16 protein-coding genes and 1 riboswitch are annotated in these 20696 nt (G+C 69.8%); of the genes, 6 read left to right on the forward strand and 10 right to left on the reverse strand.

All coding sequences use genetic code 11. The features are described 5' to 3' along the window. Positions 1–24: 24 nt before the first annotated feature. The 3 genes from UN84_RS00255 to UN84_RS00265 all read right to left on the reverse strand — a co-directional run bounded on the left by UN84_RS00255 (position 25) and on the right by UN84_RS00265 (position 2310). Positions 25–1059 (reverse strand): type I glyceraldehyde-3-phosphate dehydrogenase, encoded by a 1035-nt coding sequence (locus tag UN84_RS00255; protein ID WP_046078476.1) that lies wholly within the window; start codon positions 1057–1059, stop codon positions 25–27. Between the two features lie 154 nt (positions 1060–1213). Then, complete coding sequence (locus UN84_RS00260; RefSeq protein WP_046078475.1) at positions 1214–1936, reverse strand: LrgB family protein; 723 nt, start codon at positions 1934–1936, stop codon at positions 1214–1216. Next, positions 1933–2310, reverse strand: a complete 378-nt coding sequence (locus tag UN84_RS00265; RefSeq protein ID WP_046078513.1) for a CidA/LrgA family protein — start codon at positions 2308–2310, stop codon at positions 1933–1935. Before UN84_RS00265 ends, UN84_RS00260 begins: the two co-directional genes overlap by 4 nt. 248 nt (positions 2311–2558) lie before the next feature. Between UN84_RS00265 and UN84_RS00270 the strand changes: the two genes are divergently transcribed. Continuing rightward, a complete protein-coding gene (locus UN84_RS00270) occupies positions 2559–3611 on the forward strand; it encodes a class I fructose-bisphosphate aldolase (protein ID WP_035597176.1) in 1053 nt (350 codons plus the stop codon). Between the two features lie 90 nt (positions 3612–3701). Here the strand turns inward: UN84_RS00270 and UN84_RS00275 are convergent, their stop codons facing one another. Both UN84_RS00275 and tkt read right to left on the reverse strand, forming a co-directional pair. Beyond that, entirely contained in the window at positions 3702–4184 is a 483-nt protein-coding gene (locus UN84_RS00275; protein WP_046078474.1) for a 6,7-dimethyl-8-ribityllumazine synthase, read from the reverse strand. A 102-nt stretch (positions 4185–4286) separates the two neighbouring features. Continuing rightward, positions 4287–4469: riboswitch (FMN riboswitch) on the reverse strand. A gap of 120 nt (positions 4470–4589) precedes the next feature. Then, positions 4590–6596 (reverse strand): transketolase, encoded by a 2007-nt coding sequence (gene tkt, locus UN84_RS00280; RefSeq protein ID WP_046078473.1) that lies wholly within the window; start codon positions 6594–6596, stop codon positions 4590–4592. Between the two features lie 328 nt (positions 6597–6924). Between tkt and metK the strand changes: the two genes are divergently transcribed. From metK to UN84_RS00300, 4 genes are all read left to right on the forward strand, one after another. Beyond that, positions 6925–8145, forward strand: a complete 1221-nt coding sequence (gene metK, locus UN84_RS00285; RefSeq protein WP_046078472.1) for a methionine adenosyltransferase — start codon at positions 6925–6927, stop codon at positions 8143–8145. Between the two features lie 95 nt (positions 8146–8240). Further along, positions 8241–9953: an NAD-dependent DNA ligase LigB gene (gene ligB, locus UN84_RS00290; RefSeq protein ID WP_046078471.1), complete on the forward strand. Its 1713-nt coding sequence runs from the start codon at positions 8241–8243 to the stop codon at positions 9951–9953. Positions 9954–10017: 64 nt separating this feature from the next. Next, a complete protein-coding gene (gene ahcY, locus UN84_RS00295) occupies positions 10018–11427 on the forward strand; it encodes an adenosylhomocysteinase (protein ID WP_046078470.1) in 1410 nt (469 codons plus the stop codon). Positions 11428–11620: 193 nt separating this feature from the next. Next, positions 11621–12442 carry a UDP-2,3-diacylglucosamine diphosphatase gene (locus UN84_RS00300; protein ID WP_046078469.1) on the forward strand — a complete coding sequence of 274 codons (822 nt, stop codon included), beginning with the start codon at positions 11621–11623 and terminating at the stop codon, positions 12440–12442. 22 nt (positions 12443–12464) lie between these two features. Here UN84_RS00300 and UN84_RS00305 read toward each other — a convergent pair whose 3' ends face one another. Next, positions 12465–13397 (reverse strand): AEC family transporter, encoded by a 933-nt coding sequence (locus UN84_RS00305; protein WP_046078468.1) that lies wholly within the window; start codon positions 13395–13397, stop codon positions 12465–12467. 245 nt (positions 13398–13642) lie between these two features. Here UN84_RS00305 and metF point away from each other — a divergent pair, with 245 nt between their 5' ends. Next, positions 13643–14485, forward strand: coding sequence for a methylenetetrahydrofolate reductase [NAD(P)H] (gene metF / locus UN84_RS00310; RefSeq protein WP_046078467.1), 843 nt, complete (start codon positions 13643–13645; stop codon positions 14483–14485). Between the two features lie 695 nt (positions 14486–15180). On the opposite strand, the gene UN84_RS00315 is transcribed toward metF, so the two are convergent. The 4 genes from UN84_RS00315 to UN84_RS00330 all read right to left on the reverse strand — a co-directional run bounded on the left by UN84_RS00315 (position 15181) and on the right by UN84_RS00330 (position 20606). After that, positions 15181–17370: a TRAP transporter permease gene (locus tag UN84_RS00315; protein WP_046078466.1), complete on the reverse strand. Its 2190-nt coding sequence runs from the start codon at positions 17368–17370 to the stop codon at positions 15181–15183. Positions 17371–17438: 68 nt separating this feature from the next. Beyond that, entirely contained in the window at positions 17439–18416 is a 978-nt protein-coding gene (locus UN84_RS00320) for a TAXI family TRAP transporter solute-binding subunit (RefSeq protein ID WP_152662835.1), read from the reverse strand. Between the two features lie 227 nt (positions 18417–18643). Further along, a complete protein-coding gene (locus UN84_RS00325) occupies positions 18644–20356 on the reverse strand; it encodes a Na/Pi cotransporter family protein (RefSeq protein WP_052719305.1) in 1713 nt (570 codons plus the stop codon). 7 nt (positions 20357–20363) lie between these two features. After that, a complete protein-coding gene (locus UN84_RS00330) occupies positions 20364–20606 on the reverse strand; it encodes a YheV family putative zinc ribbon protein (protein WP_035597144.1) in 243 nt (80 codons plus the stop codon). Between the last annotated feature and the right edge of the window lie 90 nt (positions 20607–20696).

Raw genomic sequence — 20696 nt, forward strand, 5'->3', positions numbered from 1 at the left:
TCGTCTGGGAAAGCCGAAGGGGTCTCAGGCATCGGAGGGTGGCACCGGGCCCAGTCGCGCGATGCGGCCGGCGACGTCGAGCATGCGATTGGCGAAGCCCCACTCGTTGTCGAACCAGCACAGCATCTTGATCAGGCGGCCGCCGGCCACCCGGGTCTGGGTGGCGTCCACGATACCGGAGCGCGGATCGTGGTTGAAGTCGACCGAGGCCATGGGCGTTTCGGTGTAGCCGAGCAGCCCGGCGAGCCGTCGGGCGCTGGCCTCGCGGAGCAGGGCGTTGACCGTCTCGGCGTCGGTATCGGTGCGCACCGAGAGGGCCAGATCCATGGCCGAGACGTTGATGGTCGGCACCCGCACGTGCAGGCATTCGAAGCGGTCGGCCAGGTGCGGCATCAGGCGGTTGATGCCGCGCGCAAGGCCGGTGTCCACCGGCACGATGGAGTGCATTGCCGAGCGCGTCAGGCGCAGGTCGGTCTGGTGATAGGCGTCGATCACCGGCTGGTCGTTCATCGCCGAGTGAATGGTGGTGGTGACGCCGTGGTCGAGGCCCAGCGCCTCGTCGAGCACCGTCAGCACCGGCACCAGGCAGTTGGTGGTGCAGGAGGCGGCGGAGATCACCCGGCACTCGGGCGTCAGGTCGGCGTCGTTGATGCCGCTGACGATGGTGGCGTCGACGTCGCTCTCGGCGGGCTGGGAGAACAGCAGGCGCGCGGCGCCGGCGGCCAGGTGGGCCTCGGCGACGTCGCGTTCCTTGAAGCTGCCTGAGCATTCCAGCACCAGGTCGATCCCGAGCTCGGCCCAGGGCAGGGCGGCCGGGTCGGCCTCGGAGAGCACCCGGATCGGACGGCCGTCGATCACCAGGTGTTCGCCGTCGACTTCCACGCTGCCAGGGAAGCGACCGTGGGTGGTGTCGAAGCGGGTCAGGTAGGCGATGGTGTCGAGCCCGGACAGCTCGTTGAGGGCCACTACCTCGAGTTCCGGCATGTCGCGCTCGACGAGCGCGCGCAGCACGCACTGGCCGATGCGGCCGTAACCGTTGATGGCGATGCGTAGGGCCATGGCCTGTCCTGGGCTCCCGAATCCGGTGGGCGAGAGGCGGCGATTCTAGCCTATTTCGCGATCGGCGTCGCCGGTCGGGGCGGCCGAGGCATGCGCGTCGGCGCCGCTCATGCTGCCGTGTGCGACGAAAGTCGCCCGCTGGCGGAGGTGGCGTCTAGAGGCCCAGCAGCCGCCAGGCCAGCGGCAGGCACAGGGCGGTGAGGATGCCGGTCAGGCTCATCCCCAGCGAGGCGAAGGCACCGGCGGCGGGGCTCATCTCGAAGGCGCGCACGGTGCCGATGGCATGGCCGTTGACCCCCAGGGCGAAGCCGAGGATACGATGGTCGCGAATGCCCAGCGCCGGGGCCAGCAGGCTGACCGCCAGGGTCGCCATCACGCCGGTGAGCAGCAGCCCGCCCATCAGCAGCGGCACCGAGCCGCCGAGTTCCTCGACGATGCCGAGCGCGATCGGTGCGGTCACCGACTTGGGGGCCAGCGAGGCCAGCACCTCGGGGCTGGCGCCCAGCGCCCAGGCCAGCGCCAGCGAATAGCACGAGGCCAGGGCCGCCGCCGGCGGCAGACTCAGCGCCAGCGGTTTCCACAGCGTGCGGATGTGGGGCAGCTGCTGGTAGAGGGGCACCCCGAGCGCCACCGTGGCCGGGCCGAGCAGCAGCATCAGCCAGTCGGCGCCGCGCCGGTAGTCGGCGACGTCGATGGACAGCCCCCACAGTGTGGCGGCGACCAGCAACGCGGCCAGCAGCACCGCCGGGCACCAGCCGGGGCGCCCCAGGCGCTCGACGGCCCACAGGGCGGCGAGATAGGCGGCCAGCGTCAGGGCGATGGCCGACAGCGGAGTGGCCAGCAGCGCTTCGCGCACCGCCACCAGGGCGTCGCTCATGAGCGGGACTCCGGCGGCGCGTCCGCGTCGGGCTCGGCGGGCATGCAGCGGCGCATCAGCAGCAGGGTGGTCAGCACGCTGGCCAGGGTGCCGACCACCAGCGCCACCGCGACGGCCAGCCACTGGCCGGCGAAGTCGTCCGCGACGAAGAACACGCCCACCACGCCGGGCATGATCAGCATCGCCAGCAGGCCGATCAGCGGCTGGCCGGCGGCGGCGATGTCATCGAGCCGGCCGATGCGCAGCATCAGCAGGATAGTCATCAGCAGCATGCCCACCACCCCGGCCGAGACCGGCAGGTCGAGCAGCACCACCAGCGTCTCGCCGGCCAGCCACACCCCCGTGAGCCACAGAAACCCGCGCAGTACTGCGATCACCTCGTCCTCCCTGACGGATTGTTCCACTCAGGCGTCATCATGCCAGAGCGGCGGGGGGAAATCCGTTCGCCGTCGCTGGCCGCGCCCTGTGGGCGCCCGGAGACTGTCGCTGGCGGGAGGCGCCGACAAGTCGGGTTCGGGGGAGCGAAGACGACGCCGTTTTCGTCGCGTCGGTGGGCTGTCGACGGCCGGCGCTTGCTCTAGGCTAGGGGAACCGTCCGTCAATCATCAGGAGAGAGGGTGCGATGACCGATATAGCGCAGTTGCTCGGCAGCGAAACGGAAAGCTTGCTGACCCACCAGTGCCGGGGCATTCCGGCGGCGTCGATTCACGCGCCGGGCCCGGACTACGTCGACCGGGTGATGGCCCACAGCGACCGCCGGCCCCACGTGCTGCGCAACATGCAGGCGCTGTTCGATCACGGTCGGCTCGGCGGCACCGGCTACCTGAGTATCCTGCCGGTGGATCAGGGCATCGAGCACTCCGCCGGGGCGTCCTTCGCGCCCAATCCGCTCTACTTCGACCCGGCCAACATCGTCGAGCTGGCCATCGAAGGCGGCTGCAACGCCGTGGCCTCGACCCTGGGCGGGCTGTCCTCGGTGGCGCGGCAGTACGCGCACAAGATCCCGATGCTGCTCAAGCTCAACCACAACGAGACGCTGACCTATCCGGCGGTCTACGACCAGACGCTGTTCGCCCAGGTCGAGCAGGCCTTCGAGATGGGCTGTGCGGCGGTGGGGGCGACCATCTACTTCGGCTCGCCCGAGAGCCGCCGCCAGATCGGCGAGATCAGCCAGGCCTTCGAGCGCGCCCACGAGCTGGGCATGGTCACGGTGCTGTGGGCCTACCTGCGCAACCCGGCCTTCAAGCACGAGGGCCAGGACTACCACACCGCCGCCGACCTCACCGGCCAGGCGATCCACCTGGCGGCGACCCTCAAGGCCGATATCGTCAAGCAGAAGATGGCCGAGACCAACGCCGGCTATCGCGACATCGGCTTCGGCCACACCCACGCCAAGGTCTACGACGAGCTGACCTCCGAGCATCCCATCGACCTGGCCCGCTACCAGGTGGCCAGCAGTTACATGGGCCGCGCCGGGCTGATCAACTCCGGCGGTGCGGCGGGCGGCGAGAGCGACCTGGCCCAGGCGGTGCGCACCGCGGTGATCAACAAGCGCGCCGGGGGCATGGGGCTGATCTCCGGCCGCAAGGCCTTCCAGAAGTCGATGGCCGAGGGCGTCGAGCTGCTCCATGCCATCCAGGACGTCTACCTGGACGACGGCATCACCCTGGCTTGATCCGGGGCGCGAGAGGCACGACGAAAAAAAGGCACGGCATAAGCCGTGCCTTTTTCGTTGTCACCTCGCCGAGCGGGCGCCAGACATGCCTCAGGCGTCGATCAGCTTGCGCGCCTCGCGCAGGTTGGCAAGCGTCATGGCGCAGGAGTCGGCGGCCTCGCGGCCCTTGGTCACGAAGTGTTCGTGGTAGAAGGCCGTGTGGGTGGCGTGCTCGTGGAAGTGGTGGGGCGTGAGCACCACCGACAGCACCGGCACCTCGGTGTCCAGCTGGACGCGCATCATGCCGTCGATCACCGCGTGGGCGACGAAGTCGTGGCGGTAGATGCCGCCGTCGACCACGAAGCCGGCGCCGACGATGGCGCCATAGCGGCCGCTTTTCGCCAGCAGCTTGGCCTGCAGCGGGATCTCGTAGGCGCCGGCGACGCTGACGACGTCGATGCGGTCGGCCGCGATGCCGTGCTGCTCGGCGAGGGTGGCGGTGAAGGCCTCGCGGGCCTGGCCGACGATGTCGCTGTGCCAGCTGGCCTGGATGAAGGCGATGCGGGGGGCGTGTTCGAACTTCGACTGATTCATGGTCTTCCTCGAAAAAGCTACCAGAATCAGGGCATGCGGAACCGTCGACGGATAAACGGGGCGCGCGGCATCGACCGCGCGTCCGCGCCTTCCCGGCTGGGGTGCCGTTCTCTTCCATCCGGACTATGACCGTCGGCTTCGGGATCTCACCGAATCTGCTGACCCCGGCGGCCGTGTTGGCCGGCCGGGCGCTCGCGGGCTCGTGTCGCTGGCAGGCTCGTATCGAACGAGGCGCGCGGGACCATCACCGCCGGTGGGGACTTTCACCCCGCCCTGAGAACAGTGGCCATGGGACATGGCCGAGGCCTCATCATAGGGGCTCGCGCGGGGCGCGCCAAGGCGTGGCGTCCACAAAAAAGGCACGGCGTGAGCCGTGCCTTCTCGATGTCGCAGAGAGTGTTGCGATCAGTCGTCGTCGGCATCGTTCAGCAGCTGCTCGGCCTCGCCCACCACGTTTTCCACGGTGAAGCCGAAGTGCTTGAACAGGTCGCCGGCCGGGGCGGACTCGCCGAAGGTGCTCATGCCGACGATGCGGCCCTCGAGACCCACGTACTTGTACCAGAAGTCGCGATGACCGGCCTCGACGGCGATGCGGTTGCCCACTTCGGCCGGCAGCACGGCCTGGCGGTAGGCGGCGTCCTGGGCGTCGAAGACGTCGGTGGACGGCATCGACACCACGCGCACCGCGCGGCCCTGCTCGGCGAGCACGGCGGCGGCGTCCATGGCCAGGCCGACCTCGGAGCCGGTGGCGATCAGGATCAGCTCCGGGGTACCGTCGCAGTCCTTGAGCACGTAGCCGCCGCGCTGGATGTCGGCCAGCTGCTGGGTGTCGCGCTGCTGGTGCGGAAGGCCCTGGCGGGACAGCACCAGCGCGGTCGGGCCGGCCTGACGCTTGATGGCCGCGTTCCAGGCCGCGGCGGTCTCCACGGCGTCGCAGGGGCGCCAGGTGGAGAGATTCGGCGTGGTGCGCAGGCTGGTCAGCTGCTCGACCGGCTGGTGGGTCGGGCCGTCCTCGCCCAGGCCGATGGAGTCGTGGGTGAAGACATAGGCCGCGCGCTGGCCCATCAGCGCCGCCATGCGCACGGCATTGCGCATGTATTCCATGAAGATCAGGAAGGTGGCGCCGTAGGGCACGAAGCCGCCGTGCAGGGCCAGGCCGTTCATGATCGCGCCCATGCCGAACTCGCGCACGCCGTAGTGCAGGTAGTTGCCGCCCGGCACGTCGGTGGAGATCGCCTCGGCGCCCTTCCAGAAGGTCAGGTTGGACGGCGCCAGGTCGGCGCTGCCGCCGAGCAGTTCGGGCAGCTGCGGGCCGAGCTCGTTGAGGCAGGCCAGCGAGGCCTTGCGGCTGGCGACGGAGTCGCCCTTTTCCTGGGCCTGCTTGATCATCGCCTCGCTGGTCAGCTCGGCGGGCAGCTCGCCCTTCTGGCGGCGCAGGAACTCGCGGGCCAGCTCCGGGTGGGCCTCGGCGTAGCGGTCGAAGCGCGTCTGCCACTCGGCCTGGCGGGTGCTGCCGGCCTCGTTGGCGTCCCAGCCCTGGTAGATGTCTTCCGGCACGTGGAAGGGCGCGTGGGACCAGCCCAGCTGCTGACGGGCCGCGGCGACCTCGTCCTCGCCCAGGGCGGCGCCGTGGCACTCTTCCTTGCCCTGCTTGTTGGGCGCGCCGAAGCCGATGATGGTCTTGCAGACGATCAGGCTCGGTTTGTCGTCGTGCTGGCGGGCCAGCTCGATGGCGGCCTTGATCTCCTCGGGCTTGTGGCCATCGACGGCGGGCACCACGTGCCAGCCGTAGGCCTCGAAGCGCTTGGCGGTGTCGTCGGTGAACCAGCCCTCGACCTCGCCGTCGATGGAGATGCCGTTGTCGTCGTAGAAGGCGATCAGCTTGCCCAGCTGCTGGGTGCCGGCCAGCGAGCTGACCTCGTGGGAGACGCCTTCCATCAGGCAGCCGTCACCCAGGAAGCAGTAGGTGTAGTGGTCGACGATCTCGTGGCCCGGGCGGTTGAACTGGGCCGCCAGGGTGCGCTCGGCGAGCGCCATGCCCACGGCGTTGGCCAGGCCTTGGCCCAGCGGGCCGGTGGTGGTCTCGACGCCCGGCGCGTAGCCGTATTCCGGGTGGCCGGCGGTCTTGGCGTGCAGCTGGCGGAAGTTCTGCAGCTGTTCCAGGCCGAGCTCGTAGCCGGAGAGGTGCAGCAGGGAATAGAGCAGCATGGAGCCGTGGCCGTTGGACAGCACGAAGCGGTCGCGGTCCGGCCAGTGCGGGTCGGCCGGGTTGTGCTGGAGGTAGTCGTTCCACAGCACCTCGGCGATGTCGGCCATGCCCATGGGGGCGCCGGGGTGGCCGGAATTGGCCTTCTGGACGGCGTCCATGGACAGGGCGCGAATGGCATTGGCCAGTTCGAAACGGGACGGCATGGGGGTCAGCTCCTCGCCTGCGGCAGATAAGTAGCAATGACGCAGCCCGGTCGGGGGTGGCCGGGCATGGATCTCGGCTGGAATGTGCCGCGAAATGGGGCGGCACGCACGAATCAGGGCGAACATTGTCGCCGAATGGGCCGCGGCCTTCAAATCGCCGCGCCAGCGTGCGCGCCTGGCGGCCCCGGCGTCGGAGCGGCGCTAGGAAGCCCCGCGGCGAGCGTGTAAAATCCGCTCCCAGCCGGTCCGCCCGGGCCTCGGCGCCATGCCACCGCCCGAGCCTTGGGGCCAGATGCCTTCCTCCCATTTCCTGAGGGCCGAGGACGCCATGAGCGAATACTCCCTGTTTACCTCCGAATCCGTCTCCGAGGGGCACCCGGACAAGATCGCGGATCAGATCTCCGACGCGGTGCTCGACGCCATCATCGCCCGCGACCGCAACGCCCGCGTGGCTTGCGAGACCATGGTCAAGACCGGCGTGGCCATCGTCGCCGGCGAGATCACCACCTCGGCCTGGGTCGACCTGGAGGACCTGGTGCGCCGGGTGATCCTCGACATCGGCTATACCTCCTCCGACGTCGGCTTCGACGGCGAGACCTGCGGCGTGCTCAACCTGATCGGCAAGCAGAGCGTCGACATCGCACAGGGCGTCGACCGCAGCAAGCCCGAGGACCAGGGCGCCGGTGACCAGGGCCTGATGTTCGGCTACGCCACCGACGAGACCGACTCCTACATGCCGGCGCCGATCCACTACTCGCACCGTCTGGTGGAGCGCCAGGCCGAGCTGCGCCGCAACGGCATGCTGCCGTGGCTGCGTCCGGACGCCAAGAGCCAGCTGACCTTCCGCTACGACGAGCACGGCAAGCCCTGCGCCGTCGACGCCGTGGTGCTCTCCACCCAGCACGACCCGGAGATCGACCAGGACGACCTGCGCAAGATGGTCAAGCGCGAGATCATCGAGCAGGTGATCCCGGCCGAGTGGCTGACCGAGACCACCGAGTACCACATCAACCCGACCGGCAAGTTCGTGATCGGCGGCCCGGTGGGCGACTGCGGCCTGACCGGGCGCAAGATCATCGTCGACACCTACGGCGGCATGGCCCGCCACGGCGGCGGCGCCTTCTCCGGCAAGGATCCGTCCAAGGTCGACCGCAGCGCCGCCTACGCCGGCCGCTACGTGGCCAAGAACATCGTTGCCGCGGGCCTGGCCGAGCGCTGCGAGATCCAGGTCTCCTACGCCATCGGCGTGGCCGAGCCGACCTCGGTGTCGGTCAACACCTTCGGTACCGGCCGCATCAGCGACGAGCGCATCATCGAGCTGGTCCGCGAGCACTTCGACCTGCGGCCCAATGCCATCACCAGGATGCTCGACCTGCTGCACCCGATGTATCGCCTGACCGCGGCCTACGGCCACTTCGGTCGCGAGCCGTTCGAGACCTCCTACACCTGGACCGACACCCAGGGCGAGGAGCACACCGAGACCTTCACCGCCTTCCCCTGGGAGAAGACGGATCGCGCCCAGGCGCTGCGCGACGCCGCCGGCCTGTAAGCGACCTCGCCTCCGGGTGACTCGGGGCCCCGTCCGGCACATCGCCGGGCGGGGCCCTTTGCTAGGGTTGAGGCAGGCCCTCCGGAGTGCCCGCCATGCCGCGCCGTCTTTCCCTGCTTCTCCTCTGCCTGTGGTCGTTGCCGCTGCTCGCCGACTGTCCGAGCTGGTCGACGCCCCGGGCCGAGCGCGAGCTCAGCGCATTGCACGACCGCCTGAGCGCCTGGAACGCCGCCTATCGCCGCGACGGTAGCTCGCCGGTAAGCGACGCCGTCTATGATCAGGCCCGAGCGCGTCTCGACGCCTGGCGCCGCTGCTATCCCGAGCAGGCCCCCGATGCGCCGGCACCCGACACCGGCCCGGCTGGCGAGCTCGCCCATCCCGTCGCCCAGACCGGGCTTGCCAAGCTCGCGGATGAAGACGCCGTGCGCGCCTGGCTGGCGCGACGTGACGATGCCTGGCTGCAGCCCAAGGTGGATGGCGTGGCGGTGACGCTGGTCTACGAGGACGGCCGGCTGGCCCGAGCGATCAGCCGCGGCGACGGCGAAAGCGGCCAGGACTGGACGCGGCAAGTACGGCGCTTGCCCGCGGTGCCCGAGCGGCTGACGGGCACGCCGCCGGCCCGCGTGGTGCTGCAGGGCGAGCTCTACCGGCGCCTCGACGGCCACATTCAGGCGGAGACGGGAAGCGCGGGCGCGCGCAGCGAGGTGGCGGGCTGGCTGGCGAGGGAAGAGCTCGATGCGACCACGGCCGGCGAGATCGGCCTGTTCGTGTGGGCCTGGCCCGACGGGCCGGTGACCATGGGCGAGCGCCTCGAGGGCCTCGCCGCCATGGGCTTCCCCGAGACGGCGCGCTGGAGCCGCCCCGTGGCGGCGTTTGAGGAGGTGAAGCGCCTGCGCGATCGGCGCTATCGCGGTGCGCTGCCCTTCGCCACCGACGGCGTGGTGCTCAAGCAGGGCCGGCGGCCGGACGGCGAGCGCTGGCGAGCCGAGCCGCCGGACTGGGCTGCGGCCTGGAAATATCCGCCCCGGGAGGCGCTGGCCGAGGTGCGCGGCGTCGAGTTCCGCGTCGGCCGCACCGGGCGCATCACGCCACTTCTGCACCTGGTGCCGGTCACCCTAGACGGACGCCGCGTGAGCCGGGTGTCGGCGGGCTCGCTCGAACGCTGGGAGACACTCGATATTCGCCCCGGCGATCGCGTGGTCGTGGCCCTGGCCGGGCTGACGATCCCGCGGCTGGACGGCGTGGCCTGGCGGGCGGTCGAGCGGCCCGACCTCTCGCCGCCGTCCGCCGATGACCATGGCCCGCTTTCCTGCTGGCACCCGACGCCGGGCTGCGAGGGCCAGTTCCTCGAACGGCTGACCTGGCTCTCCGGCGGATCGGCGCTGGCCATCCCCGGGCTCGGGCCGGGCACCTGGCGCGCCCTGCTCGAGGCCGGCCTGGTGCGGGGTCTGCTCGACTGGCTGGCGCTATCGCCCGCCACCCTTGAGGGCGCCTCCGGCATCGGCGAGACCCGAGCCCGGCGGCTGGCCGAGCGCTTCGCGGCGACCCGGGCACGGACGTTCGCCGCCTGGCTCGAGGCCCTCGGGCCGCCGCCCGGCTGGGACGCGGGGGACACCACGGGCTGGACGACCCTGGCGTCTCGACGCGAACGTGACTGGCGAGGCCTGCCCGGCGTGGGACCGGTGCGGGCCGAGGCGCTCGCGGCCTTCTTCGCCGACCCACAGGTACGAACGCTGGCGGCCCGGCTCGAGGCGGCCGGCATCGATGGTTTCTCGGGCGCCGCGAGCGTCCTCCCCGCGCAGCGTTGATTGTCCGCCGCTCGGCGGGCTGCCTATAGTGAGGGTCACGCTTTTCGTCGAGAAGAGGTGACCCATGAACCAGCCCGTCGTATCCGCCCCGCCGACCACGGACCACAAGGTGGCCGACCTCGAACTGGCCGACTGGGGCCGGCGCGAGATCCGCATCGCCGAGACCGAGATGCCGGCGCTGATGGCGATCCGCGACAAGTACCGCGACCGCCAGCCCCTGGCCGGTGCGCGCATCGCCGGCTGCATCCACATGACCATCCAGACCGCGGTGTTGATCGAGACCCTGATCGACCTCGGTGCCACGGTGCGCTGGTCGTCGTGCAACATCTTCTCCACCCAGGATCACGCCGCCGCGGCCATCGTCGCCGCCGGCATCCCGGTGTTCGCCTGGAAGGGCGAGACGGAAGAGGAGTTCTGGTGGTGCATCGAGCAGACCGTGGAGGGCCCCGACGGCTGGGCGCCCAACCTGGTGCTCGACGACGGCGGCGATCTCACCGCGCTGCTGCACGACAAGCGCCCCGAGTTGCTCGACGCGGTCCACGGCATCAGCGAGGAGACCACCACCGGCGTGCACCGGCTGCTGGAGATGGCCCGGGACGGCTCGCTGCGGGTGCCGGCGATCAACGTCAACGACGCGGTGACCAAGTCCAAGAACGACAACAAGTACGGCTGCCGCCACTCGCTGAGCGATGCCATCAAGCGCGCCACCGACCACCTGCTGGCCGGCAAGCAGGCGCTGGTGGTCGGCTACGGCGACGTGGGCAAGGGCTCGGCGGCCTCGCTGCGCCAGGAAGGCATGATCGTGAAGGTCAGCGAGATCGACCCGCTGTGCGCCATGCAGGCCTGCATGGACGGCTTCGAGGTGGTCTCGCCCTACTCGGGCGGCGTCAACGAGGGCATGCCGAGCATCGACCGCGCGCTGCTGTCGCGCATCGACCTGGTGGTGACCGCCACCGGCAACATCGACGCCTGCGACGCGGCCATGCTCAAGACCCTCAAGCCCGGCGCGGTGGTGTGCAACATCGGCCACTTCGACAGCGAGATCGACACCGCCTACATGCGCCGCCAGTGGCACTGGGAGGAGGTCAAGCCGCAGGTCCACAAGGTCTACCGCGACAGCGATCCCGGCGAATACGACCCGGACAGCCGCGACTACCTGATCCTGCTCTCGGAGGGGCGGCTGGTGAACCTCGGCAACGCCACCGGCCACCCGTCGCGGGTGATGGACGGCTCCTTCGCCAACCAGGTGCTGGCGCAGATCCACCTCTATGAGGGGCGCTTCGCCGAGCGCGACGAGGCCGAGCGGCGCGCAGCACTCACCGTCTCGGTGCTGCCGCGCCACCTGGACGAGGAAGTCGCCCGCTACATGGTGGAAGGCTTCGGCGGCGTGGTCACCCGCCTGAGCGAGGCCCAGGCCGAGTACACCGGCGTCGCGCCCGAGGGTCCGTTCAAGCCCGATGGGTATCGCTACTAGGTCTGGCTTCGACCGGAGCTGGAAGAACGCCCGCTTCGCGGGCTTAAGCTGGAAGCTTGAAGAAGACTCTTGACCCCATGATGGCGGGTTCATGCTGTCTTCCAGCTTCCAGCGACATGGGATCGTCACCTCGTCGCCCGGGGACTGTCATGCGCGGCGGGCATCCTGACCGGGTCACGTCAGGAGAATGCCCATGTCGACGCCCCCACGCGCGCGAACCCTCTTCGTGTCCGACATCCATCTCGGTACCCGGGACTGCCAGGCCGAGCTGCTGGCCAGCCTGCTGCGCCGGGTGCGGCCGGAGCGGCTCTATCTGGTCGGCGACATCGTCGACCTGATCGCCATGCAGAAGCGGGCGGTGCTGCCGCCGGCCCAGCAGCGGCTGGTGGCCAGGCTGCTGCGGCTGGCCCGCGGCGGCTGCGAGATCATCTATATCCCCGGCAATCACGACGCCGCCCTGCGCCGGCTGTGTGGGCTGCGCGTCCATCGGGTGCAGATCGAGCGCCGGGCGATCCACGTCACCGCCGACGGCCGGCGGCTGTTGGTCAGCCACGGCGACGAGTTCGACACCCACGTGCGCATCGCGCCCTGGATGCTGGCGCTGGGCGACGGCATGCACCAGTTCGTGCTGGCGCTCAACCGCTGGTGCAACCGTGCCCGGGGCGTGCTGGGGCTGCCGTACTGGTCGCTGGCCAGCGCGCTGAAGCGCCGGGTCGGCGCGGCCCAGCGCTACGTCGCCCAGTTCGAGCAGGCCGCCCTGCATCAGGCGGCCCGGGAGGGGCTCGACGGCTACGTCGGCGGGCATATCCACAAGGCCGGCTTCCGCGCCCGGGACGGCGTGCTCTACTGCAACGACGGCGACTGGGTCGAGCATTGCACCGCGCTGCTCGAGACCCCGGACGGCGCCCTGAGGCTGATCGACTGGCGGGGCGAGCTGATCGAGCGCGAGCCGCTCGTCGACGCCCCGGCCGTGCCCGAGGACGCGGATCTGGTCGGCGCCGCCCGGGTGCCGTGAGGCGCGGCTGGCCCGAGCGCGATCAGCCGCTGATCAGCGGCAGCATCCAGCCGAGATAGAACGGGATCAGCAGCGGGGCGGCGAGGGTGGTGAGCAGCACGGCCAGGGCGCCCTTCTCCGGGGCCATGCCGAGCTCCATGGCGACCACCACCACGTTGGCGGCCATCGGCACCACGCCGATCAGCAGCAGCGCCGTGGCCAGTGCGGGCGACAGGCCGGTCGTGGCCTGCAGGGCCAGCACCGCGCCCAGCGCCAGCAGCGGCCAGAAGACGTAGCGCACCGCCACGCAGGCGCCGATGAAGCGCCAGTCGAACTGGCGTATCGAGACCCGCCTCAGCGTCATGCCGATGATCATCATGCCGAGCAGGGTATAGGCGGGCGGGAAGACCTCGAGCCCCTCCATCACCGCGTTCGGCACCTCGAGGTCGGCGCCCTCCACCAGCAGTGCCGCCAGGAAGGCGTAGATCAGCGGCAGGCGCAGGATCTTGGCCAGGCTGTCGCGCACCGAGAAGCGCCCCCGGGCGCTGAGATAGAAGCCCAGAGTGAACTCGTAGAGGGTCACGCCCAGCACGCCGAACAGGTACAGCGTCACGCCCTCCGGCGGCAGCAGCACCAGCGCCACCGGCAGGCCGAAGTAGCCGGTGTTGCCGGTGCCGGCGGAGAAGGCCAGCACCGCGCCTTCCTCGCCGGGCAGGGCGCGCCGGGCCACCGCGCTGACCAGCAGTGCCACCAGGCAGGCGGCGGCGAACAGCGAGGCGGTGATCAGCAGGTAGGCCGGGGTCGGCCCGCCGAGGATCAGCCCGCGGAAGAAGGTCAGCGGGGCGATCAGGTAGATCAGCAGGGTAGCGATGGGGCGGGGATCGACGGCCAGCCGCCGGGCCGCCAGCCAGCCCAGGCCGACGAAGGCCAGCAGCGTCCACAGCGGGCCCATTAGGGTATCGGGATCGAGGCTCATGTGTCGTCGTCTTCCTTGTCGAGCGGGGCCTCATGATGCCCGCTCGGGCCGGGCCTGTCAGGCGGCCGCGGCGGGTATCTGGAGTCTCAGTCATGAAGATCCTGGATGCTACATGAATGGAATCGATACAGGACCGACGAAACTTTCATTGGTCGGCGCGCCGCCGGCTGGCCACAATAGGCGCATTCATTTGCCGCCCGTCGCCGACGCGGCTCCTTCACCGCTCCATCAAGAGGACTGGATCGATGAGCGCACAAGAGCACCCGCTGGGTATCAGCTTCGAATTCTTCCCGCCCAACACCGAGGCCGGGCGCGACAAGCTGATGCAGACCCGGGATGCCCTGGCCACCCGCGGCCCGCGCTTCTTCTCCGTCACCTACGGCGCCGGCGGCTCGACCCAGCATCGCACCACCGACACCGTGCGCATGGTGCGCGAGTCCGGCTTCACCACCGCGCCGCACCTGTCCTGCATCGGCAGCGAGAAGGCGGCCCTGCGCGACCTGCTGGCCCAGTATCGCGAGGAAGGCATCGACAGCCTGGTGGCCCTGCGCGGCGACCTGCCCTCCGGCATGGGCGGCATCGGCGAGCTGCGCTATGCCAACGAACTGGTCGAGTTCATCCGCGAGGAGACCGGCGACCACTTCAACATCGCCGTGGCCGCCTATCCGGAGACCCATCCTCAGGCGCCGAACGCCGACCGCGACGTGGAGAACTTCGCGCGCAAGATGAAGGCCGGGGCGAACCTCGCCATCACCCAGTACTTCTTCAACGCCGACGCCTATTTCCGCTTCGTCGAACGGGCCCGCGCCCTGGGCGTCGAGGCGCCGATCGTGCCCGGTATCATGCCGATCACCAACTACACCAAGCTGGCACGCTTCTCCGATGCCTGCGGCGCCGAGATTCCGCGCTGGATCCGCAAGCAGCTCGAGGCCTACGGCGACGACAGCGAGTCCATCGCCGCCTTCGGCGAGGACGTGATCTCACGCCTGAGCCAGCGCCTGCTCGACGGCGGCGCGCCGGGGCTGCACTTCTACACGCTGAACCAGGCCGAGCCCTCGCTGCGGGTGGTGGACAACATCTGCGGCTGAGCCCAAGGGCAGCCCCGGCTGCACTTCCCTTTCTATCTCGGCCTGAACCAGGCCGAGCCCTCGCTGCGGGTGGTGGACAACATCTGCGGCTGAGCCCAAGGGCAGCCCCGGCTGCACTTCCCTTTCTATCTCGGCCTGAACCAGGCCGAGCCCACGCTGCGGGTGGCGGACAACATCTGCGGCTGAGCCCAAGGGCAGCCCCGGCTGCACTTCCCTTTCTATCTCGGCCTGAACCAGGCCGAGCCCTCGCTGCGGGTGGTGGACAACATCTGCGGCTGAGCCCAAAGGCAGCCCCGGCTGCACTTCCCTTTCTATCTCGGCCTGAACCAGGCCGAGCCCTCGCTGCGGGTGGTGGACAACATCTGCGGCTGAGCCCAAGGGCAGCCCCGGCTGCACTTCCCTTTCTATCTCGGCCTGAACCAGGCCGAGCCCACGCTGCGGGTAGCGGACAACATCTGCGGCTGAGCCGGCGCAGCGTGACGAATAAGAAGGGCCCTGCCAGCGATGGCAGGGCCTTTTGTTTTCCGGCTCGTGGGAAGCCGGCGCATCGACGGTCCGTCTCCCGAACACATCTGTCTCCTGAATAGGCCGCGAGCCGTATCGGCTGGAGCCCGTGCCCGGTGACGCGGACAACGCAAAAGGGCCCGCCAATGGCGGGCCCTTTCTGCATCCATGCTTCGGCGATGGCGATCGCGTCAGCTCGACGTCGCCGTGCGGGGCGTGCCGCCGCCGTGACGGCCTCGCTGCATCAGCAGCAGGGCCGCGCCGATGGCCAGTCCCGCCACGTCGGTGACGATGCCGCCGTAGATCATGCACAGCGCGCCGACCAGCATCACCAGCCGCTGCCACTGCTTCACCGGGCCGAAGAACCAGGACTGCACGGTGGCCGACAGCAGCACGATGCCGAGAGTGGCGGTCACGCCGACCCGCAGGATCTGCAGCCAGGAGCCTTCCATCAGCATCGCCGGGCTGTAGAAGAACATGAACGGCACGATGAAGGCGGCCAGGCCGATCTTGAACGAGGCCACCGAGGTGCCCATGGCGTTGTCCCCGGAGATGCCTGCCGCCGCGTAGGAGGCCAGCGCCACCGGTGGAGTGATCGCCGAGACCACCGCGAAGTAGAACACGAAGAAGTGCGCTACCAGCGGCTGGATGCCGATCTCGATCAGGCCGGGGGCGACCACCGAGGCGGCCACCGCGTAGGCGGCCGTGGTCGGCATGCCCATGCCCAGCAGGATCGAGATGCACATGGCGAAGAACAGTGCCAGCAGCTGGCTGACGCCGGCCAGGCCGAGCAGCAGCGAGGAGAAGCGTGCGCCGACGCCGGTCAGGGCGATGACGCCGACGATCAGGCCGGCGCAGGCGCACACGGCGATGATCTGGATGGCCATGGTGCCGGCCAGCTGCAGGGCCTTGAGGATGGCGCGGGGGCCCATCTTGTAGGGCGAGATCCAGCTCACCACGGCGGCCGAGGCGGTGGCCAGGGTGCCGGCGCGGATCACCGAGTAGCCCATGAACAGCGCGGCGATCAGGATGATGATCGGCGCGAACAGGTAGACCTGCTTGACCAGCTTCGAGAACAGCGGGATCTCGTCCTTGCGCATGCCGCGCATGCCCTTGCGGGCGGCCTCGAAGTCGACCATGCAGTAGATCGACAGGAAGTAGAGGATGGCCGGGATCAGCGCGGCCACGGCGATCTCGGTGTACGGGATGCCGGTGACCTCGGCCATGATGAAGGCGCCCGCGCCCATGATCGGCGGCATGATCTGCCCGCCGGTGGAGGCGGCGGCCTCGATGGCGCCGGCGCTGCGGCCGGGGTAGCCCACCTTCTTCATCAGCGGGATGGTCAGCGAGCCGGTGGAGACCACGTTGCCGGCGCTGGTGCCGTTGATCATGCCCATCAGGCCGGAGGCGAAGATCGACACCTTGGCCGGGCCGCCGCGGGCGCGGCCGGCGGCGGCGAAGGCGAAGTTGACGAAGTAGTCGCCGACCTTCGAGGCCTGCAGGAAGGCGGCGAAGATGATGAACAGGATGATGTAGGTCGAGGACACCGCGGTGGTCGGCCCGAGCACGCCGGCGTCGGTGTAGACCTGGCTGAAGAAGCGGCCCACCGAGAGGCCCGGATAGCCGAGGAAGCCCGGCAGGTAGGGGCCGGCGAACACGTAGATCAGGAAGATGGAGGCGATGATCACCAGCGCCAGGCCGGCCACGCGGCGGGTCAGCTCGAGGATCAGCGCCGCGCCGGCGATCGCCGCGTAGGAGATGCCCATGGGCGCGAAGGGCGTGCCGGTGGAGGCGCGCAGCGGGCTGTTGAACATCACCAGCAGGTAGCCGGCGCTGGCCACGGCGCAGACCATCAGCACCAGGTCGGCCGGCGACAGGCGGTTGCGATACTGGCGGAAGCTCCACGACAGCACGATGGCGGCGGCGGTGGCCAGCATCAGCGGGTAGCCGTAGTGGAAGGCCTCGACCTCGGGGGCGATGCGCATGGCGCCGTCGTTCATGGCGCTCTGCATCATGAACACCTGGAACAGCGCGTAGCCCGCGGGAATCAGCAGCGCATAGCTCAGCCAGCCCAGCCAGGCGGGCGAGCGGGCACGGCCTTCGTCGGCGAAGCGGGTGCCGGCATAGAGGCCGTAGCCGAGGATCAGCGCGCCGCAGATGTGCACGATGCGGAACGACCAGGTCTCCATCGGATAGAGGTTCAGCGAGATCAGATGGAAACTGGAGTAGGCGATGGCAATGGCGGCGAACAGCAGCCACTGCCAACCGGTGTAGAGGCGGCGGTTGGATTCCACCGCATCGTCGTCGACGCCCTCGGCGACGACGGGAGTGACCTCCTCGTCGTCACGCTCGGCGTGACGGGGATCGGGATGCTGGGACATGGGAGTCACCCTCGGGGAACAGGCGACCCCGCACCGGGGCGGCGCGGGGTCGCGGGACGGTCAATGGATCAGAGCTGCTGGTCTTCCGGGATCTCGTAGCCGTTCTCTTCGTACCAGCGCACGGCGCCCGGGTGGAACGGCAGCACGGTGTTGTACTGGATGTTCTCCGGCACGCTGAACTGGGCGCTGCGGTGGATGTCGCGCATGCGGTCGTTGTTTTCCAGGCTCAGCTTGGTGATCTCGTAGACGAAGTCCTCGGGCAGGTCACAGCCACCGATGGTGAAGTTCCACATGGAGACCGCCTGAGCGTCTTCCTCGAGGGTCTGGTAGGTGCTGGCCGGGATCTGGAACGGCGAGACCGGGAAGGCGTCGACGATCTGCTGCTGCTCTTCGTCGGTGAACTCGATGATGTTGACGTCGGTCTGCACCTCGAGCTGGCTGACCGCCGGCACCGGGATGCCCGCGGCGAAGGCGATGACGTCGATCAGGCCGTCCTGCAGCTGGCCGCCGAGGTCGTTCCAGCCGCCGTTGCGGCGCTCGAAGTCCACGCCCAGTTCCTCGAGGATCTTGGGGAAGTAGGTGTCGGACGTGGAGGCCGCCGGGCCGAAGCCGATGGTGGCGCCGTCGGGGATGTCGGAGATCGACTCGATGCCGCTGTCGGCCAGGGTGGTGATGGAGAACGGGGTCTCGTACATCGGGAACAGTGCGCAGACGTTGTCCATCGGCACGCCGGGAGCCAGCGGGCTCTGGCCGGCCTTCGCCTCGGCGGCCGGACCCATGGTGGTCAGGCCCAGGGCCAGGTCGCCGGTGTGCACCAGCGCCAGGTTCTGGTTGGGGCCGCCGGTCACTTCGCCGCCGCCGGAGAGACCCAGCTCGTCGGCGATCATGTTGGCCCAGCCGGAGCCGTAGACGAAGTAGGTGCCGCCCTGGCTGGCGGTGCCCACGGTGAAGCTCTCCGGCCATTCGCTGCGATCGGCCTGGGCGCTGCCGGCGACCAGCATGGCGCCGGCCAGGGTGCCGGTGAGGATCCGGGTGGTGGTGGACATGGCGTTTCTCCCGTCGGGATTGTTCATTGTGGTCGGTCCGAGCGGAGAGTGCTCGGGCCGGCTTGCGACGCCCATGCAGCAGCAAGGGCCGTTCCACAACGGGAAAAGTTTCTTTATTTCATAAAGTTAAAAAAGAGTGTTTCGACAAAGGTCGAAGTCGCCTGGATGGGGATGTTCCGGGAATCCGCACATGGGGTGGCTCGCCATGTGCGGAATTCCGCACAGGTTCAGTCGGCGGCGTCCGGCGGGCTCAGTGCCTCCAGCAGGCGGCTGGCCTGATGCAGGTCGTTCATCAGCGAGGAGGCCTGCCAGGCGTCGAGCCGCTGCCGGCGCAGTCGCTCGGCCAGCTCGTGCTGCCAGTGGCGGCGGGTCTCTTCCAGCCCGCTGCCGGCCTGGGCGCTGTCCGGGGCGTTGGCCAGGCGGTTGAGGCCCTCGGCCACCGCCATGCGCAGGTCGTCGTGGGCCTCGCGCAGCGGGCTGTCGGGGGCGGCGTGGCGCAGCAGGCTGCGCTGCAGCACTTCGCCGAAGCGCACCGCCTCGACCAGCCGCAGGCTGCGCTCGTAGAGGGCGTTCAGGCGTGCTTCCTGCGCCTCGGTGAGCGGTACGTCGATGCGGGCGTAGAAGTCGAGGATCTCCGCCAGCAGTGGCTTGATGCGGGCGTGGTAGCGGGCGTTGACCGAGGGCCAGTCGTCGGGATCGATGGCGGCCCGGGCCGCCTCGCGGTCCGGCGGGTGGCCGATGACCTCGGCGCTGGGCATCAGGATCGCCGCGCACAGCAGGTGATAGGCGCGCCGCTCCAGGCGCCGCGCTTCCTGTTCCATGGCCGCCACGGCGGTGTCGGCGTGCTCCAGGGCGGTGTCGTCCAGGTAGCGGGCCTGGGCCGGGTCCTGGCGCGCGGGATCCGGCATCCAGCGCTCCAGCCACCCGGCCAGGCGGGAAATCCAGGGCAGCATCAGCAGGATGCCGAGGCCGTTGAACAGGGTGTGGAAGAGTGCCAGCTTCAGCGTCCAGTCGTCCGCGGCGATGCCGAACAGGCCGGCCAGGGCGTCGACCAGCCAGGCCAGCGGCAGCAGCAGGGCCAGGGCCACGCAGGCGGTGATCAGGTTGAAGATCACATGGGCGCCGGCCAGCCGGCGCCCGGCGCTGCCCGCGCCCAGGGCGCCCATCAGGGCGGTCACGGTGGTGCCGACGTTGGCGCCGATGGCGATGGCCAGCGCCGGCAGGTAGGGCAGCTGCCCCGAGGCCAGCGCGGTGAGGATGATCAGCAGCGTGGCGTGGCTCGACTGCATCACCACGGTGGCGACCACGCCGAACAGCACGAACAGCGGCCAGTGCCAGATGTGCTCGCCGGCCAGGCCGTCCAGCGACAGGCCGTCCTGCCAGGCCTCGAAGCCCAGCTTCATGAAGTCGATGCCGAGAAACAGCAGCCCCACGCCGAGCAGCAGGGTGGCGATGCCGGCGCGGGCGCCCTGCAGCACCCGCCCGCCGATCAGCCCCAGCGCCAGCAGCGGCATGGCGTAGCTGGCCAGGTCGATCTTGAGGCCGAAGGCGGCGATCAGCCAGGCGCCGGTGGTGGTGCCGAGATTGGCGCCGAAGATCAGGGCGATGGCGCCGGGCAGGGCGACCAGCCCCGCGCCGACGAAGGACATCGCCAGCAGGGTGACCAGCGAGCTGGACTGGACCAGGGCGGTGGTCAGCGCGCCGACGCCGATGGCTCGCAGCGGGCCGCGGGTGGCGTCGTGCAGCCAGCGGTCGAGGGTGCCGCCAGAGAGGCGCTTGATGGCGTCCTCGAGATGGGTCATGCCCCACAGGAAGACGCCGAGGCCGGCGGCCAGGGTGGCCAGGTCGACGCGCGCCACCAGCAGGGCGGCGGCCGCGGCCAGGCCGAGCGCCTCGAGCACCCGGCGGGGCGGGATCAGCGGTCGGGCCGCGGCGAACACGGGTGGTTCAGCCCTTGGGGTCGAGGATCTTCACGGTCTGCAGGTCGTCGGCCTGTGGCTCGCTCGGCTCGCGGTTGACCCGGGTCTCGAGCTCGGGCATCGCCTGCTCCTCGATGGGCAGCTGCTCGAAGAAGTCGCAGCTCACGCACTCGCGGTAGCGGATACCGTGCTGCTCCCAGCTGCGGATGCGATCCATCTCGGCGCAGCGCGGGCAGATGGCGCCGGCGATAAAGCGTTTCTGGGTGGCCATGAGGCCTCCTGGGAATCGATGAGTGTGGCGTGTCACGGCACGTCGTGCCGTCATTCTAACCGACACGGCGCGCCGGGGTGGGCCGGCGCG

Origin of the sequence: Halomonas sp. HG01, assembly GCF_000968715.2 — a bacterium.
Classification (GTDB): Bacteria; Pseudomonadota; Gammaproteobacteria; order Pseudomonadales; family Halomonadaceae; genus Halomonas; species Halomonas halophila.